This window comes from Stenotrophomonas nitritireducens (genome assembly GCF_001431425.1).
In the GTDB taxonomy this organism is placed as follows: Bacteria; Pseudomonadota; Gammaproteobacteria; order Xanthomonadales; family Xanthomonadaceae; genus Stenotrophomonas; species Stenotrophomonas nitritireducens.
The window spans coordinates 125,374-141,759 of the sequence record NZ_LDJG01000005.1 but is presented as its reverse complement, the minus strand read 5'-3'; the positions used below and the strand labels follow the sequence as shown (position 1 = coordinate 141,759).

16 protein-coding genes are annotated in these 16,386 nt (G+C 69.8%); 6 read left to right on the top strand and 10 right to left on the bottom strand.

Going from position 1 to position 16,386, the window contains the following annotated elements; translation table 11 throughout:
• Positions 1-28: 28 nt before the first annotated feature.
• The 5 genes from ABB22_RS04430 to ABB22_RS04410 all read right to left on the bottom strand — a co-directional run bounded on the left by ABB22_RS04430 (position 29) and on the right by ABB22_RS04410 (position 4,853).
• Positions 29-979, bottom strand: a complete 951-nt coding sequence (locus tag ABB22_RS04430) for an RDD family protein (protein ID WP_055770733.1) — start codon at positions 977-979, stop codon at positions 29-31.
• 33 nt (positions 980-1,012) lie between these two features.
• Entirely contained in the window at positions 1,013-1,723 is a 711-nt protein-coding gene (locus ABB22_RS04425; protein WP_162838907.1) for a pilin, read from the bottom strand.
• A gap of 246 nt (positions 1,724-1,969) precedes the next feature.
• Positions 1,970-2,443, bottom strand: a complete 474-nt coding sequence (locus tag ABB22_RS04420) for a DUF494 family protein (RefSeq protein ID WP_055770726.1) — start codon at positions 2,441-2,443, stop codon at positions 1,970-1,972.
• Positions 2,444-2,487: 44 nt separating this feature from the next.
• The gene (gene dprA / locus ABB22_RS04415; RefSeq protein WP_055770717.1) at positions 2,488-3,639 is read right to left on the bottom strand and encodes a DNA-processing protein DprA; all 1,152 of its coding nucleotides are present in this window, start codon (positions 3,637-3,639) and stop codon (positions 2,488-2,490) included.
• 77 nt (positions 3,640-3,716) lie between these two features.
• On the bottom strand, positions 3,717-4,853 hold the full coding sequence (locus ABB22_RS04410) for a LysM peptidoglycan-binding domain-containing protein (RefSeq protein ID WP_055770714.1): 1,137 nt from the start codon (positions 4,851-4,853) through the stop codon (positions 3,717-3,719).
• A gap of 130 nt (positions 4,854-4,983) precedes the next feature.
• Between ABB22_RS04410 and def the strand changes: the two genes are divergently transcribed.
• The 4 genes from def to ABB22_RS04390 all read left to right on the top strand — a co-directional run bounded on the left by def (position 4,984) and on the right by ABB22_RS04390 (position 9,654).
• A complete protein-coding gene (gene def / locus ABB22_RS04405; protein WP_055770711.1) occupies positions 4,984-5,499 on the top strand; it encodes a peptide deformylase in 516 nt (171 codons plus the stop codon).
• A gap of 92 nt (positions 5,500-5,591) precedes the next feature.
• On the top strand, positions 5,592-6,515 hold the full coding sequence (gene fmt, locus ABB22_RS04400; RefSeq protein WP_055770708.1) for a methionyl-tRNA formyltransferase: 924 nt from the start codon (positions 5,592-5,594) through the stop codon (positions 6,513-6,515).
• Between the two features lie 4 nt (positions 6,516-6,519).
• A complete protein-coding gene (gene rsmB / locus ABB22_RS04395) occupies positions 6,520-7,857 on the top strand; it encodes a 16S rRNA (cytosine(967)-C(5))-methyltransferase RsmB (RefSeq protein WP_055770705.1) in 1,338 nt (445 codons plus the stop codon).
• Positions 7,858-8,382: 525 nt separating this feature from the next.
• Entirely contained in the window at positions 8,383-9,654 is a 1,272-nt protein-coding gene (locus tag ABB22_RS04390; RefSeq protein WP_055770702.1) for an O-antigen ligase family protein, read from the top strand.
• On the opposite strand, the gene ABB22_RS04385 is transcribed toward ABB22_RS04390, so the two are convergent.
• A complete protein-coding gene (locus ABB22_RS04385; protein ID WP_055770699.1) occupies positions 9,645-10,457 on the bottom strand; it encodes a glycosyltransferase family 2 protein in 813 nt (270 codons plus the stop codon). The genes ABB22_RS04390 and ABB22_RS04385 overlap by 10 nt on opposite strands.
• Before the next feature lies 1 nt (position 10,458).
• Here ABB22_RS04385 and ABB22_RS04380 point away from each other — a divergent pair, with 1 nt between their 5' ends.
• Positions 10,459-11,517 (top strand): CDP-glycerol glycerophosphotransferase family protein, encoded by a 1,059-nt coding sequence (locus tag ABB22_RS04380; RefSeq protein WP_200911395.1) that lies wholly within the window; start codon positions 10,459-10,461, stop codon positions 11,515-11,517.
• An 88-nt stretch (positions 11,518-11,605) separates the two neighbouring features.
• Here ABB22_RS04380 and ABB22_RS04375 read toward each other — a convergent pair whose 3' ends face one another.
• The 4 genes from ABB22_RS04375 to ABB22_RS04360 all read right to left on the bottom strand — a co-directional run bounded on the left by ABB22_RS04375 (position 11,606) and on the right by ABB22_RS04360 (position 15,801).
• Positions 11,606-13,111, bottom strand: coding sequence for a PH domain-containing protein (locus ABB22_RS04375; RefSeq protein WP_055770696.1), 1,506 nt, complete (start codon positions 13,109-13,111; stop codon positions 11,606-11,608).
• Positions 13,108-13,617 carry a PH domain-containing protein gene (locus ABB22_RS04370; protein ID WP_055770693.1) on the bottom strand — a complete coding sequence of 170 codons (510 nt, stop codon included), beginning with the start codon at positions 13,615-13,617 and terminating at the stop codon, positions 13,108-13,110. Before ABB22_RS04370 ends, ABB22_RS04375 begins: the two co-directional genes overlap by 4 nt.
• 55 nt (positions 13,618-13,672) lie before the next feature.
• Positions 13,673-14,797, bottom strand: a complete 1,125-nt coding sequence (gene ribA / locus ABB22_RS04365; RefSeq protein ID WP_055770690.1) for a GTP cyclohydrolase II RibA — start codon at positions 14,795-14,797, stop codon at positions 13,673-13,675.
• An 83-nt stretch (positions 14,798-14,880) separates the two neighbouring features.
• Positions 14,881-15,801, bottom strand: coding sequence for a lauroyl acyltransferase (locus ABB22_RS04360; protein WP_055770687.1), 921 nt, complete (start codon positions 15,799-15,801; stop codon positions 14,881-14,883).
• Between the two features lie 133 nt (positions 15,802-15,934).
• Between ABB22_RS04360 and dtd the strand changes: the two genes are divergently transcribed.
• On the top strand, positions 15,935-16,375 hold the full coding sequence (gene dtd, locus ABB22_RS04355) for a D-aminoacyl-tRNA deacylase (protein ID WP_055770684.1): 441 nt from the start codon (positions 15,935-15,937) through the stop codon (positions 16,373-16,375).
• The last annotated feature ends 11 nt before the right edge of the window (positions 16,376-16,386 follow it).

The window sequence follows — 16,386 nt, the reverse complement described above, 5'->3', positions numbered from 1 at the left end:
CCGCCGTTGTCAAGCGGCGGCATGTGATTCAGCTGAATTTGGAGGAGGCGATGCCGATCAGCGCCAGCATGGCGATGGTGCCGCCCACCACCAGCAGGCCGAAGATCGAAAGAATCACGATGGTCGCCGTACCCAGGCCGCGCTGCTGCCATTGCGGATGGTCGGTGAACGCCCATTTGTCCACGACCAGGGTGTCGCAGATCATGTCGTGCAGGCCCTGCTTGCGCTCGGTCATCGCCACCATGAAGGCGGTGATGAGGAAGCCGACGTAGCAGGTGACCATGCCGAAAACCATCATGGCCAGATAGCGCAGGAAGTTGCGCCAAAAGCTTGCGCGTTCGCCGTTGCCCCGCACGACCTTGATGCCGACCACCATCTTGCCCAGGCTCGCCATGCTGGTGGAAGACTGCATCCAGCCGAAATAGAGGCACGGAACGAGGAAGCTGACGAGGTATATCAGTCCCTGGAAGCCCAGCATGGCGCCCAGGCTGGCGATGTTCTCCGGGTCGGCCAAGGTGCCCAGGCCGACGCCCATCAACAGCATGATCGGGATCAACAGGATCCAGGTGATGATGCCAGTGACGAAAGAATCGACGAGGGAGGCGGCCAGGCGTCGCAGGAAACCAGCATGGACCACGTCACCGCTGGCGATCACTCGATTGGTGTCGAGGGTCACGCTCCCGGGCGCCGCATAGGGCGATTCGGCAATGGCCGCCGCCGCGCTGGCCTTCGCGACGGCGGTGCCGTCCTCGATGGCCTGGTAGTCCGCGCGCAGGTCGATGCCGCCGCCGGTGTCGGCCTGCACCAGCAGCTGCAGTTCCTCGGCCATCGCCGAGAGCGGCTGCCATTGCGGCATGCCTTCGCGCCAGACCAGGGTGGAGAGGTCCAGCTCGTTCCTGCGGAACTTGTCGCGGAGGGTGTCGGCCTCGACCGGCCCATGCCGCTCGCGCCTGGCATCGGCGTAATACCACTGACTCATCAATATTCCCCGTAAGGTTCTGTTCGCCCCGGCTCAGCCGCGGCAACTGGCTGGCAGATATTTGTCCGCCACATCGGAGCTGCAGGTCCACGTGTCGGCCTGCGTATCGTAGTCGAGCCAGAGGTGCTTGCCGTCGAGCATCTGCTTGCCGGGCATCCGGAACGTCGCCTCCAGCCCGCAGTGGCCGTTCTCGAACCGGCCCACGCGCACGCTCGCGACATCGCCGGCGGCATAGCCTTCGGGATCTTCGAAACCGTCGTCGCCATTGACCGGGCAGTGCCCGTTGGCGGCGGCGAAATGGGCGACTTCGTGGGTCAACGGCTGCAGTTGTCCCCTCGCGACCGCCATTTTCGAGCGCAGCAGGTAGTCGTTGTAGGCCGGGACCGCGATCGCGGCGAGGATGCCGACGAGCGCCAGCAGCGCGACGCCCGCCACCGCGGCGATGATGCCGATGACGGCGCAGCCGGACAGCCCGGAGCGGGGAGGCGGTGTCGGCGCGACGACATGAGCGTGCTGTACCGGTGGCGGCAACGGCGGCGCGGACGGTTCCGGTGGGATGCCGGCCGGCATGTCCAGGCCGAGTTCGGCGGCGAAGTCGCGCAGCGGCCGCCAGTCGGCGGCGCCTTCGCGCCAGACCAGGGTGTCGTCGGCGATGCGGCCGGAGCGGAACAGTTCGGCGATGTTCGCGGCGGGCAGAGGACCACGGCGTTCGCGGTTGCCTTCGGCATAGAACCACTGGCTCACGGGGGATTCCTTGCGGCTGTCCATGGAGGGGCGAACCTGGTGCGGGACCGATGCGGGGAGAGCGGGCCCACAGGCTGGATGATGGCGCGGAGCGAAGCCTCGTACTACGGCATGTCGTTCAGACGCCCGCGCCCAGCCGCTTTCCGCCCGCGCGCGGTATCGCGTTCGCCATCAGAACCGCTGACAAAGCCTTGCGGCGCGGCTTCTTCGCCAATCCCGCAGGGGGATTGGCGCTACGGCTCTTCTTCAGTGCAGCGGCTCGGGTTCGTCAAGGAACATCTGCGTTTCCATCCAGGCATAGGCCGCTTCCGCGCCCGGCTGGTTGAACAGCACCATCAGCACCACCCACTTGAGGTCGTCCAGGTCCAGTTCGTCCTGGTCCAGCGCCATCGCCCGGTCCAGCACCAGTTCGCGCTGGTCGGCGTCGAGGATGCCGTGCTGTTCGAGGAACAGCAGGAAGCCGCGGCTCTCCACGTCCAGCTTGTCCAGTTCCGGACCATGGAAGATGCGTACCGGCCCGTCCACCCGCGGCTGGCCTACGGCCGGCCGCTGCTCGGCCAGCGCATCGAGCCAGTCGAAGGCCTTGCTGATCTCGGTGGGGCTGAAACCGGCCTGGATCAGGCCGTTCTGCAGGGAGTCGCGGTCTCTTATGAGATCGGCGTCCTCGCTGAAATAGTGTTCGAACAGATACAGCAGGACGTCCAGAATGCTCTCTTTCATTGCCCTCGGCCTGCGCCATGCGGCGCTGTGGAGGTGAAGGAACCTCAGGTGCGGGTGTAGCAGCCGTATGCGGACGACACCTTTCCTTCCAGTTCCATGACCAGCAGCATGGATGACAGCCTGCTGGCCGTCAATCCAGTACACCTGATCAGCGAATCCATACCGGTGGGGTCGTAGCCCAGCGCATTCCACAAGCGCTGGTAGTCCTGGTCCGGCAGGGTGGGGGCCGGGCAAGGGGCGCCCGGCGCATCCGGAATGGGGGTCAACAACCGGTTTTGCAAGGCGCCTGCCAGTTCGCCGGCCAGATTGGCCACGCCTTCAAGAATGTCGACGGGCTGTGTCACCAATGTTGCACCGTCGCGTATCAGGCGATGGCAGCCGCGCGCCATGGGGTTGCGGATCGAGCCGGGCATCGCGAACACCTCGCGCCCGGCTTCCGCGGCCAGCCGGGCGGTGATCAGCGCGCCGGAGCGCTCGGCCGCCTCGATCACCACCGTGCCCAGGCAGAGCGCGGCCAGCAGCCGGTTGCGGGCGGGAAACTGGCCGCTGCGCGCGGGCGTGCCTGGCGGGTACTCGCTGACCACCGCACCGGCGGCGGCGATCTGTTCCTGGAGGACGGCGTGCCGGCGCGGGTAGGCCAGGTCCGGGCCGGTGCCGATCACCGCGAACGTGCTGCCGCCCCCGTCGAGCGCGGCGCGATGTGCGGCCGCATCGATGCCCGCCGCCAGGCCGCTGCCGACGCACAGGCCGCTTGCCGACAGGGCGCTGGCGAACTCGTAGGCGTTGTCGCGCCCGGCCGCGCTGGGGTTGCGGCTGCCGACGATGGCGATGGCGGGCTGCCACAGCTGCGCCGGGTCGCCGTCGACGAACACGGCGACCGGCGGATTCGGGCAACTGCGCAGCAGCGGCGGGTAGTCGGCATCGCGCCAGCCGAGCAGGTGGTGGCGCGGATGGTCCAGCCAGCGGCGGACCTGCTCCATGCGTCCGGGCGCCGCGACGGCAAGCGCCTGCATCTGCTGCGGGCCGAGGCCGGCGGCCCGCCATGCAGGGAGCCCGGCCGCCAGCGCGTCGCGGGCATTGCCGAAGTGTTCGAGCAGGTCGCGCAGTGGTCGCGCCGGGCCACCGGCCAGGACCAGCGCCAACAGGGCCTCGGCTTCATGCCCGCGCTTGGCGGCGAGGTCTGGAAGGACTGGCATGCGCGCATGCTGGTCCGGAAACCACGACGGCGCCCTCGGGCGCCGTCGTGCTGCTGCGTAGGATTGTGCCGCGCCGCTTACTGGGCGTCCGGATGCCTGAGCTCGTAACCGACGCGGGCCGGCTTGCTGCCTTCCATCACCAGCGCATAACTGACCTTGTCGAAGGTACGGAACACCATCGCATGGGCGGCATACTCGGCCGGCAGCGACACGCGGCCGGCGCCGGGCTTCAGCGCGTCGTCCGCACGCGAGCTCGTCATGCCGGTCACGCGGTCGATGACATGGCGGCTGCTGCGCCAGACCGAGAACACGGTGCCGTTGTCGATGCCGTCGCGTGCGCCGCCGGAAATGGCGATGACGTCGCGCGGCCCGCCCGAGGTCAGGGTATCGGCGACGGCCAGCACGCGCAGATGACCGTCGGCGACCGCCGCGGTGGGCGCATGCGGCACGAACTGCAGGTCGTACGGGTTGGCCTGCACCGGTACCAGGCGGTCGCCGGCGCGGACTTCGCGACCGCTGTCCTGCAGCAGCAGGGTCGAGGCTTCGCGCTCGCCGCTGCCGATGTGGCGCACCGTGCCGACCGCGACCTGGGCCAGTTCGTAGCCCAGCAGTTCGTGGCGGTCGCTGCTGGAGATGTAGCTCTTCCACAGGTCGCCGGTGAACGGCGTGGTGTTGCCGCGTTCGTCCAGGTCGTCGCTGGGCTTGGGCTGGCCGTAACGGACCGTGGGCCGCAGCACGGCATAGCGCTGGCCGGGCTGGGCGTTCTGCAGGCCGCGTACATAGGCCTGCTGCCCGGCACTGCCGCGCATGCGGTTGTCTTCCAGGCCGACGACGTAGGGCAGCTCCTTGAAGCTGTCCATGACGGTCAGGTTCTTCAGGAACGGTTCAACCTCGGCCAGCGGGATCGCATTGATCGGCGCTTCGTCGCGCCTGCCCGGCTGGATCGTCCCCTGCGGTGTCACCCGGTCCAGGTAGGCCAGGCTCAGGACGTCGCCGGGATAGATCAGGTGCGGATTCTTGACCTGCGGGTTGGCCTGCCAGATTTCCGGCCAAAGCCACGGCTTCTTCAGGAAACGGGCGGCTATATCCCAGAGCGTGTCGCCCTTTCGCACCACATAGGTGTCGGGATGGGTGGCGCCCGTCTCCACCGCCACGGCATAGGTCGTCACGGTCAGCAACGCGACGGCGGCGACCGTACGTAATTGTTTCAGCATGGCTGCGATCTGCCTGATTCCCCAACAGGTCCGCGCACTATAGTGCAGAACCCGGGGCGCCGGGCAAGCGCAGGCGCTAGAATTGGGACGTCCTGCCGAATTGTGCGGCATCTCCCATCCGGTGCACCCCATGGCCCTCCTGCCCATTCTTGAATTCCCCGACCCGCGGCTGCGCACCAAGGCGGCCCTGGTCGACGCCGCCGAAGTGACCACGCCGGCCTTCCAGCAGCTGCTCGACGACATGCTCCAGACCATGTACGACGCCCCGGGCATCGGCCTGGCCGCCAGCCAGGTGGACGTGCACAAGCGCTTCATGGTCATCGACGTGAGCGAGGAGCACGACGCGCCGCAGGTGTTCATCAACCCGCAGATCGCCAGCGCCAGCGAAAGCGGCCGCGTATACCAGGAAGGCTGCCTGTCGGTGCCCGGCATCTATGCCGACGTGACCCGTGCCGACAACATCGTCGTGCGCTTCCTGGACCGCGAGGGCCGCGAGCGTGAACTGGCCGCCGATGGCCTGCTGGCCACCTGCATCCAGCACGAGATGGACCACCTGGACGGCAAGCTGTTCATCGATTACCTCTCGCCGCTCAAGCGCGAAATGGTGCGCAAGAAGCTGGCCAAGCAGCGCAAGCACGTCGCCTGAGCCGGGCCGCCCGGCCTGGCCGGGATCGCGCACCAGCGCATCGCACGGCGCCGCCACCCGGCGCCGTCGTTCTTTCCGGGAGTTGGATTGCCATGAGAATCGTTTTTGCCGGTACGCCGGAATTCGCCGTCGCCTCGCTTGGCGCGGCCGCGCGCCACCACGAGGTGGTCGCGGTCTACACCCAGCCCGACCGCCCGGCCGGCCGCGGCCGCGGCCTGATGCCGTCGCCGGTCAAGCTCGACGCCATCGCCCGCGGCATTCCGGTGTTCCAGCCCGAGAGCCTGAAGACCCCCGAGGCCCAGCGGCAACTGCGCGACCTGCAGCCGGACCTGATGATCGTGGTCGCCTATGGGCTGATCCTGCCCAGGGCGGTGCTTGCCATTCCCACCCATGGCTGCTGGAACGTGCATGCCTCGCTGTTGCCGCGCTGGCGCGGCGCGGCGCCGATCCAGCGTGCGATCGAGGCCGGCGACAGCGAGACCGGCGTCTGCCTGATGCAGATGGAGGCAGGCCTGGATACCGGGCCGGTACTGCTGCACCAGAGCACCCCGATCAGCGACACCGATACCGGCGGTCTGCTGCACGATCGCCTGGCGGAGATGGGCGCACGGGTGCTGTCCGACGGCCTGGGGCTGCTGCGCGCGGGCCTCAAGCCGGTACCGCAGGTACAGCCGCAGGCCGGCGTCACCTATGCGCACAAGCTCGACAAGGCCGAGGCGCGGCTGGACTGGAGCCAGGACGCCGCCGCGCTGGCGCGGCGGGTGCGCGCCTTCAATCCGTGGCCGGTGGCCGAAGCCGCATTGGCGGGCGAGCGCGTGCGCATCCATGGCGCGGTGCCCATCGACGACAACCGCGGCAAGGCGCCGGGCACGGTGATCGGTGCATCCCGCGATGGCATCGACATCGCCTGCGCCCAGGGCGCGCTGCGGCTGCGCGTGGTGCAGCGCGAGGGCGGCAAGGCGATCACCGCCGCCGACTACCTCAATGCCCGCCGCGACCTGCCGGTAGAGGGCTGAGCGGATGGTGGTTTCGGCATCCGGACCGTGGAAGGGCGGCGCCGCGCAGCAGCCGGGCGTGCAGACGCGCCTGCTGGCGGCCAAGGTGTTGGCGGCAGTCATCGGCCGCGGCCGTTCGCTCAAGGCGGAACTGGCGGCGACCCTGCCGAAGCTGGACGACGGCCGCGACCGCGCCCTGCTCGAGGCGATCTGCTTCGCCGCATTGCGCCGCCGCACGGTGTACGAACAGGCGCTGCGGCAATGGCTGCAGAAGCCACTGGGGCCGCGCGATGGCGACCTGATGGGATTGCTGCTGGCCGGCTTCGCCCAGCTCGACGCGCTGGAACTGCCGGCCCATGCCGCGCTGTCGGCCACGGTCGAGGCGGTGCGCGCGCTGGGGCGCGAGCGCCAGGCCGGGCTGGTCAACGCGGTGCTGCGCCGGGCGCAGCGCGAGGGCTTTCCCGCTGCCCGCGCCGAAGACGCTTGGCCGCAGTGGCTGCGGGATCAGGTGCGCCGGGACTGGCCGGCGCAGGCGGATGCAGTGTTCGCCGCCAGCCTGCAGCCGGCGCCGCTGTGGCTGCGGGTCAACCGGCAGCGGTACTCACGCGACGCCTACCTCGAACAACTGCGCGCCGCCGGCATCGATGCCGAGATTTCGGCCCTGGCCGCCGACGCGATCCGGCTCCCGGTCGCGGTGCCGGTCGCCAGCCTGCCCGGTTTCGGCGAGGGCGCGGTGTCGGTGCAGGACCTGTCGGCGCAGCAGGTGGCCGATACGCTGGCGCCGAGTCCCGGGGCCAGGGTCCTGGACGCCTGCGCCGCTCCCGGCGGCAAGGCGGCGCACCTGCTCGAGCGTGACCCGGCGCTGCGCCTGTTGGCGCTGGACGTGGATGCGCGGCGCCTGCAGCGCATCCGCGAGACCTTCGACCGCACCGGCGTGGGCGCTTCGGCGCAGGTACGGGCGGCGGACGCGGCGGATCTGGATGCCTGGTGGGACGGCGAGCCGTTCGACGCGGTGCTGCTGGATGCGCCGTGTTCGGCCACCGGCGTCGTCCGCCGCCAGCCCGACGTGCTGCTGCACCGCCGCCCCGGCGACATCGATGCGCTGGTCGCCCTGCAGGCGCGGCTGCTCGATGCCCTGTGGCAGGTGGTGGCACCGGGCGGCGTGCTGCTGTATGCCACCTGCTCGATCCTCCGCCGCGAGAACCAGCAGCAGATCGCTGCCTTCCTCGCCCGGACGGCGGATGCGCGCGTCGACGGATTGCCCGAGGCTTTCGGCCATGGCGATGCGGGAACGCGCCAGCGCCTGCCTGGAGAGCAGGGCGGCGATGGCTTTTTCCATGCACGGCTGGTGAAGGGCCGATAGCGGGAATCCGGCCAGGTCGCGCGCGAGCCGAGTGGAGTCCCTTGCCGGGCCGGCGCATCCGCCTGGATGTCCCGGCACAAGCGTGATCCATGCGAACACGCCTGCTGGTCGGGTGAAGCCACGCTCCAGCTGCCGATGAAGAGGGCCCGCCCGGCAAGGATCGGCGGATTGGGGGGCGGCCCAGTTCCACCCGCGGGAAGGCCACGTCGCGCCGCATCCATTCGAAGCCGTTGCCGCGGCTGCGCGGCGCCGTGCTTGCTGCCGGCAAGGAGGTTGTCGAGGCGGGTGCACCGTGGCCGTCGTCGACCAGGTGGCAGCACCGATGCGGGCCGGCGCCGCCGGCTGCCGGGATACGAAGGAAAAATGGCCGAGGGAACGCGGCCGATAGGGAAATCAGATCGGCGTGGTATCGTCCGCCGGCTGCCGCGTATGGCGGACGCGTCCGCGAGCCCGGGAATCGTGTTCCTGCGTCCTGGGCCTGGCTGGTAGGGAATGATTCATGGCTTCGGCTCCAGAGTTGCAGGGATGGCACGCAATCTGACTTATACCGCGACCGCTGCTCTCGAGCGGAAGGACGCATTGGGCACGCTGGCATCGGCAGGGTTGTTCCTGCTGCCGGCGGCGATGGTCGCCACGCCATTCAATGTGCTGCCCTTTACCCTGGTGCTGCTGGTTACCAGTATCTGGGGCTTCTCCCGCCTGTGGCGCGCACGCACATGCACCGGTGTCATCGGATGCCTGCTGTTGGCCCTGACCGTGGCCGGGCTGGCCTCGGCGCTGTTGTCGTCGTGGTATTTCGCCGATGTGTTCAGGGATGAGGGTTATCGCACCCGGTTCCTGGCCATGCCCTGGGTACTGCTCTGGGTATGCGCATTCCGCCCGCGGCTGGAGGCGCTGTGGTGGGGCGTGCTGTTCGGCCTGTTCGCAACGCTGGCCATCGCCGGTTACCAGGTCGCCCATGGCTGGCCGCGGGCCCAGGCCTGGACCAATTCCATCGTGCTGGCCGACATCACCGTGGTGTTCATGGTCCTGCTGGTGTTCTGCCGGCCTCCCGAGCGCTGGGGCTGGATTGTCCTGGGCATGGCGGCCGGTGGCGGAGTGATCCTGCTCAGCGGCAGCCGCGGCGTATGGCCGGCCCTGCTTGCGTTGCTGGTCGCGATGGCCCTGTCGATACGCCGGGGCAGCGGGCGTCTCCGGCTTGCCTCGCTGGCCGGACTGGTGCTGGTCGCGGCCACGCTGGTGCTGGCGGTCCCGCAGCTGCGCGAACGTACCCGCCTGAGCGAGCTGCACAGCGATGTGCAGCGCATCGAGGCCGGTGACGTGGATTCGTCCGCTGGCGCGCGCCTGGAGCGGCTGCAGGTGGCCTGGGATACCTTCCTCGAACATCCGTGGGTGGGCATGGGCATCGGCAATTTCGACGCCGCCATGCAGCGCCTGCCGGACTGCCGCCAGGCGGAAGCGATGGAGGCGCGTTGCCATCTGGGGCATGCGCACAACGACGTCGCCGAATGGGGCGCGACCCAGGGAGTCCCGGGCCTGCTGCTGTTGCTGTGCATCTATGGCCTGCCGCTTTGGATCTTCATCCACCTGCATCGCCGCAGCGGCGAAAGTGGATTCCGTGGTCCCGCCGCGGCCGGGGTGATGGTGGTGGTCGCCTATATCCTTTGCGGCATGACCCAGTCGATGTTCGCCCACCAGATAACCGTGAGCACCTACGCCACGCTGGTCGGCATGCTGGCCGGCCTGTCGCTGGTCACGGCGGCCGGTGGTTCCCGGCCGCGTGCCGCTCAGGGTTGATCGCCGGGCGGATCGGCCACGTCCTGGCCGTTCTGCAGCAGCCACAGCATGATGGTTTTCTGCCGCACGTAGTTGGCGCGCACGTAGGCATAGACCAGGCCGTGCCAGCCGTCGCGGAAGCCGCCGCGCAGCAGCCAGCCGCGCCAGAAGCGCCAGGCCGGCGCCAGCACCAGCTTGCCCAGGGTGGCGCGTTTGCCGCGGGCGAACTCGTGCTCGGCCATCATCCGCGCATAGCGCTGGGTCTTGGCCAGCTGCTGTTCGAAGGAGCGGTAGGGGTAGTGGATCAGGTCGCCACGCAGCGTGCGCACCGCGCCGTCGACGCTGGCCGCTTCATGGATCTCGCGCTTGCCGCGCCAGCCGCCATGGCGCCGGTCGAACAGGCGCAGCACGCGGTCCGGGTAGGCGTTGCCGTGGCGCAGGAACCGGCCGAAGTACTCGGACAGGCGTGCGAAGCGATAGCCGGCGACACCGGAAAATCCGCTGTCGCGCGCCTGTTCGATGGCCTCGCGCAGTCCGGCGCTCACCCGCTCGTCGGCGTCCAGGCACAGCACCCAGTCGTGGCTGGCCTGCTCGACGCAATAGGCCTTCTGGCTGCGGAATCCGTCGAATGCGCGTTGCAGCACGCGCGCGCCGGCGGCCTCCGCGATGGCCACGGTGGCGTCGCTGGAATACGAATCCACCACCACGATCTCGTCGCAGAACGCCAGCGACGCCAGGCAGTCGCCGATGCGCGCGGCTTCGTTGAACGCGATAATGCAGGCCGTGATGCGAGGCCGTTCGGTGGGAGCGGTCGGAGAGGACATGGTGATGGCCGGATACCTGCTGTTTGCGACGGAGCGCTACGCGCTGCCTATTCTCGCGCCTCTGGTGCGGACGTTGCACGCGGACGGCCACGAAGTCGCGGCCTGGTTCCACGGCGGTGCGGCCGGGGCGACCCTGGAGGGCGTGGCGTCGATCGGGCTGGAGCAGGCGCTGGCGATGCGTCCGCGCGCGGTGCTGAGCGCGGCCAACTGGGTGCCGCCGTTCATCGCCGGGGCCAAAGTGCAGCTGTTCCATGGCTTCAACGTGCAGAAGCGCGAGGACGCCCGCGGCCATTTCCGGGTGCGTGGCCTGTTCGACCTGTACTGCACGCAGGGGCCGGCGACGACGCGGCCGTTCCAGGAGCTGGCGGCGCGCGAAGGCCATTTCGCGGTGAAGGAAACCGGCTGGCCGAAGCTCGATCCGCTGTTCCGCGACGATGGCGGGGAAAGCGCCGCCCTGCGCGCGCCGGCCGGCGGCCGGCCGGTGGTGCTGTTCGGCTCCACCTTCACCGAACGCCTGAGCGCGGCGCCGCACCTGTACGAGGGCATCGCCGCCGACATCGCCCGCGGCGAGCGCTATTGGCTGCTGACCCTGCATCCCAAGTGCGCACCGGAACTGTTCGGGCGCTATCGCGCGCTGGCTGGCGGCAATGCCTGCTTCATCGAGCCGGAGCAGGTGATGGCCGCGCAGCGCGCCGCCGACGTGCTGGTTTCGGATACGTCGTCGATCGTTTCGGAGTTCATCGTCCAGCACAAGCCGGTGGTGACCTTCCGCAACCGCGTGCCGCAGCCGCACATGCTCGATTTCTACGATCCGCAGCAGCTGCCCGACATGCTCGCGCGCGCGCTGGCGCCGGAACCGGCATTGGTGGCGGAGATCGTCCGCTATGCCGATTCCATCCATCCCTATCGTGACGGGCGTTCCTCCGGACGGGTGATCGCCGCGACCGAGGATTTCATCGCCGGCCGCCTGGGAACGCTGAAGCGCAAGCCGCTGGGCGCGACGTGGCGTGGACTGCAGATCCGTCGCGATCTCGGCTATTGGGGGCCATCGCGGCGTTGAGGGCACGGCGCCTGGTCCACAGCCGCGGGATCATCGCCATCGCCATGCGGTTGCCGGCCGGCAGCCGGCGCTACCGGCTGCAACCGTGCTACCAGCGCAGCCGGCGTCGCGCCATCTCGCGGACCAGTTGGTCCATCAGTTCGCGGGCGCGCGCTTGCTCGAGGAAACGCAGCCGCAGCGCTGGCGAACCGGCAGCGCCGGCGGTATCGAGGGTGAGCGTGGCGGTGCCGAAATGGTGGTCCAGCGGTGAGCGGTCCAGGCGCACGGCCTGCAGCTTGTCCAGTTCGGCCACGCGCCACCAGCGGCTCCACCAGCCGCCGCGTATCGCCACCCGTCGCGGATCGATGCTGTAGCCCAAGCGCGAGACCCGGCGATGCGCCTTGAACGCGGACCAGGGCAGCCACAGCAGGGGCAGCAGCCCCCATGCGCCGAATTCGCGGCAGCCCAGCAGGGTCGCCGCACTGACGACGAACAGTGCAGGCAGGCACAGCCGCCACCAGCCGCGCATCGACACCGCCTGCCATTGCGCAGGCGGCCATGGCACCCCGGGCAGGAAATGCCGCAACAGCTCGTCGCAGGCGTCGGGCGTCGCCAGTGGCGCCAGTTCCTTCAAGGCGCGTCCGTCCTGTTCCTGGCCGCCACCGGCGGCGATGTCCACGCGCAGCTGGCGGCGCCGGAACAGCCGGTGCAGCACGCCTTCGCGCAGGGTCCAGGCCTGGATGCGGCGGCGTGCGACGCTGCTGCGCAGCCGGGTGAGCAGGCCGCGCTCGACAGTGAGGCGGCGCTCGGCTTCGCTCAACCGGAAGCCGTGGTACTGCACGATCGCCAACGCGATGGACATCAGCCACATCGACAGCAGGACCAGCAGCAGAAGGGCGGCGATGGTGCCGACCAGGGGGAGGGTGTCCAGCTGCAGCTGGCTGGCATAGCCGAACACCTGCCGGCCCTGGTCGCGGACGAAATCTTCCGCGACGTCGCGCGGGAACATCTGCCAGAGCGCGCCGATGGCGGCCGCAGCCACTACCAGCGCGCGGTTGGAGATCAGCCCCAGCCGCACCAGTTCCGGCAGCGGCAATTCAAGCAAGGAGCCGGGAGCGGCCTGCGGGTCCTCCGCGGCAGCGGGTGCGCGGCCGCCGCCCTGGCGGATCAGGCGCTCCAGCTCCAGCGCCTGTTCCAGCCGCAGCACGCGCATCTGCGCTTCGGGCTTGTCGCCGGCGGCCGACTCGAGCCGCAGCTCGGCCACGCCGAACAGGCGATGCAGCAGGTTCTGGTGGACGACCACGTTGTGGATGCGTGCGAACGGGATCTCGCGGCGGGTGCGTTCGAGGATGCCGCTGCGCACGGTCAGCGCGTCCTCGCCGATCCGGTAACGGTAGGTCAGGTACTGCAGCAGCGCGGTGGCGGCCATGGCCAGGATCACCGCCAGCGTGACCAGGTGGAACGGCCATTCGCTGTCCTGGCGGCGGCTGCCGAAGAACAGCAGTGCCACCAGCGGCAGCAGGAACTGCCGCAGCTGCTGCTGCAGTTCGAACAGCCACGACCACGGGTGCAGGCGCTGCTCCAGTGGGGTTGCCGGCGTCTGCGAAGGATTCACAGCGCGTCGTCGTGGTCGAGCTGGCGGGCGAGGCGGTCGCGCAGGCGTTCGGCGTCGTCATGGGCGAGGCCGGCGATGGCGACGGTGTTCATCCGCGTACCGGCGGTGTGCACGACCAGCGTCGCCAGGTTGGCGGCGCGCTGCAGCGGTCCGCGGCGCAGGTCCAGGTGCTGCACGCGCGATACCGGCACATGGCTCTCGCTCAGCCACAGATGGCCGCGGCGTACGCCCAGGGCCTGGTCGTCCAGTCGCCAGAAGGTGCGGCGATGGCGGCGCCAACCGATCCATGCACCGCCCAGCAGGCCCACGGCGGCGGCGATCAGCGCGGTCGGCAGCCACCATGGATTGCGCAGCACCAGCGACAACGCGCCGCCTGCCAGCAGCAGGATGGACATCGACGCCAGCCCGGCGCCGATCGCGGCGAAAGGCGCGCCGCGGCGCGGCAGGGGCTGCCAGTCGCTTCCGGTGGCGGGCGGCGCGGCGGGAAGGCTGGGAGGTTCGATCATGGCGCGACCATACAGGCACGCCGGGAGTCCCGTCATCAGCGCGGCGCGCCGGCGATCACTGCGCCGACATGATCAGCGCATCGACATCCAGGTGGTGGCCGGCGCGCGCGGCCTTGGTGCGCAGGTACTGCTCGTTCTCGGCGGTGATCTCGCCGGTCACCGGGATGCTGCCCAGCACTTCGATGCCGGCATTGCGCAGGTGCTGCACCTTGGTGGGGTTGTTGGTCAGCAGCTGGATGCGCTGCACGCCCAGGCCGCGCAGCATGGCGATCGCGCTGCCGTAGCGGCGTTCGTCGGCGCCGAAACCCAGCTGCGCGTCGGCGTCGATGGTGTCCAGCCCTTCATGCTGGTAGCCGTAGGCGCGCATCTTGGCGGCGATGCCGGTGCCGCGCCCTTCCTGGTCCAGGTACAGCAGGATGCCGCCGCCCAGTTCCTTGAGCGTGCGCAGGCCGCGCCGCAGCTGGTCGCCGCAGTCGCACTTGAGCGAGCCGAACAGGTCGCCGGTCAGGCACGAGGAGTGCACGCGTACCGGCACCACGCCCTGCAGGTCGGGCGTGCCGACGATCACCGCTACCTGGTCGCGCTGCGCGACGCCGCCGCGGAACACCGCGAACTCGGTCATGCCGACATCGCGCAACGGCACCGGGGAACGCGTCACCAGCTCGTAGTCCTGGCCGGCCTGGGCGGCGCCGCAGCGCAGGTCGTCAAGCGCCAGGTGCAGGCAGTCGTCGAACGGCGTGGCGCCGGCATGCAGGGTGGCCGACACCAGCGCCGGCAACAGCAGGCCCAGGCGCGCTGCTTCGACGGCGGCCGCATCGAGGTCATCGCCTTCGCTGGGAATGCCGGCCGGCGAGGGCGTGTCGCGCAGGTAGGCCAGCGCCGGCAGGCTCTCGAAGCCCTGCCCGGCCAGCGCGATGCGGATGCCGTGGGCGGTGTCGATGCCCAGGGTCCGCGCGCGCGGCGTGGTCAGGAACAGGTAGTGGCGCTCGTCCGCGGCCCGGGCGAAGGCGGCGAAGCCCGCCGGCGAGGCGCTGTCCAGCGCCATCGTGGCCAGGCGGCGGTCGCCGTCGGTAAGCACCACCGGCCGCCCGGCGCGCAGTTCGGCCGCGGCGCGTTCGCAGCGGATCGCCGCGGTCTCGCCGAAGCTGGAGGAAGCGGGAGTGGAGGACGTGGCGTTCATCGGCAACCTAATGAGGCCGGCGGTCTCGGATTCAATCGACCGCCGGGGTGACGCAGTGTTGCAGGGGCAGTGTGCATGCGCGCTCAATGCGGGTGGCGTTCCGTGGCATAGGGGTCGCATTCGCCGCTGCCGGGCGGGCGCAGCGTGTAGCGCTTGTAGGTCCACTGGTACTGCGCGGGATCGCGCCGGGCGATGCGCTCGATGCCGGCGCTCAGCGTGCCGGCGGCGACCTGCAGGTCGGGGTCGGCGATCTGCGCCGGCGCCGGTTCCACGTGCAGGGCGAACTCGATGTCCGGGCCGGTACGCTCGCACCAGGCGTAGAGCACGGTGGCGCCGGTGCGTTCGGCCAGGCGGTTGACCAGGGTCATGGTCAGCGCCTGCACGCCGAAGAACGGAACGAACACGCCGTCGCCGTTCTTCGGCTGCTGGTCGGGCAGGATGCCGACCGCGCCGCCGTCCTTGAGCACCTTGAACAGCTGCCGCACCGCCGGGCCTTCGGCGCGCACCTGGCGCACGTTGTCGCCGCCGCGCGCCAGCTGCAGGAAAGCGTCGCCGACCGGGTTTTCCGGGGGCGCGTAGACGATGGCGATCGGCCCGCGCGAGGCCAGCCACTGGTTCAGCAGTTCCCAGTTGCCGTAATGCGGCGCGACCACGATCACGCCCTTGCCCGCGGCCAGCGCCGCGTCGTACAGCGCCTGCCCGTGGCGCTCGCGCAGATGGCGTTCCAGGTTGGTGGCCGGGTCGTGGGTCCACAGATACAGGGTCTCCAGCGCCTGGCGGGCGGTGGTGCGCAGTACGTCCTGGTGCAGGCGCGCGCGCTGTACGGCGGGAAGCTCCGGATAGGCCAGTTCAAGATTGCGGCGGGTCACCCTGCTTTCGCGGGCGTCCAGCCGTCCCCACAGCCAGGCGAGGGCATCGGCCAGGGCCCGTTGCCACGACCAGGGCAGGGCGGTGAGCAGGGTGGCGAGGCGGTGATAGAGCTTGGCGGCGCGTTCCGGTTTCATCCGTGCAAGTTTAGTACGCCGCGGCAACAGGCTTGGCGGCGCCGCGATCCGTGGGGCCGATCCCTTACCCGTGCAGGTCCGTCCGGGCGCGGCGCGGTATATGGTGCGGCCTTCCAACGTCCAAGGAGTACCCATGCTTTCCCTGATCCAGCGCGTCGCCCAGGCATCGGTCACGGTGGATGGGGAGGTGGTCGGGCAGATCGGTCCCGGGTTGCTGGCGCTGGTCGGCGTCGAGCCTGGCGACGATGAGGCGGCGCTGGCGCGGATGGCCGAGCGCCTGCTCGGGTATCGTGTTTTCGCCGACGATGCCGGCAAGATGAATCGTTCATTGAGCGATACCGGTGGCGGCCTTCTGCTGGTCAGCCAGTTCACCCTGGCCGCCGATACCCGGTCCGGCATGCGTCCCAGCTTCAGCAGCGCGGCGGCACCCGCCGAGGCTGAACGGCTATTCAACCGATTGGTGGCGATCTGCCGCGAAAAACGGGCTGGAGGGGTGGAAACCGGCCGCTTCGGGGCCCATATGGTCGTCAGCCTGGTCAACGATGGACCGGTGACCTTCCTGCTCAGACCCTGACGCGCCGTGAA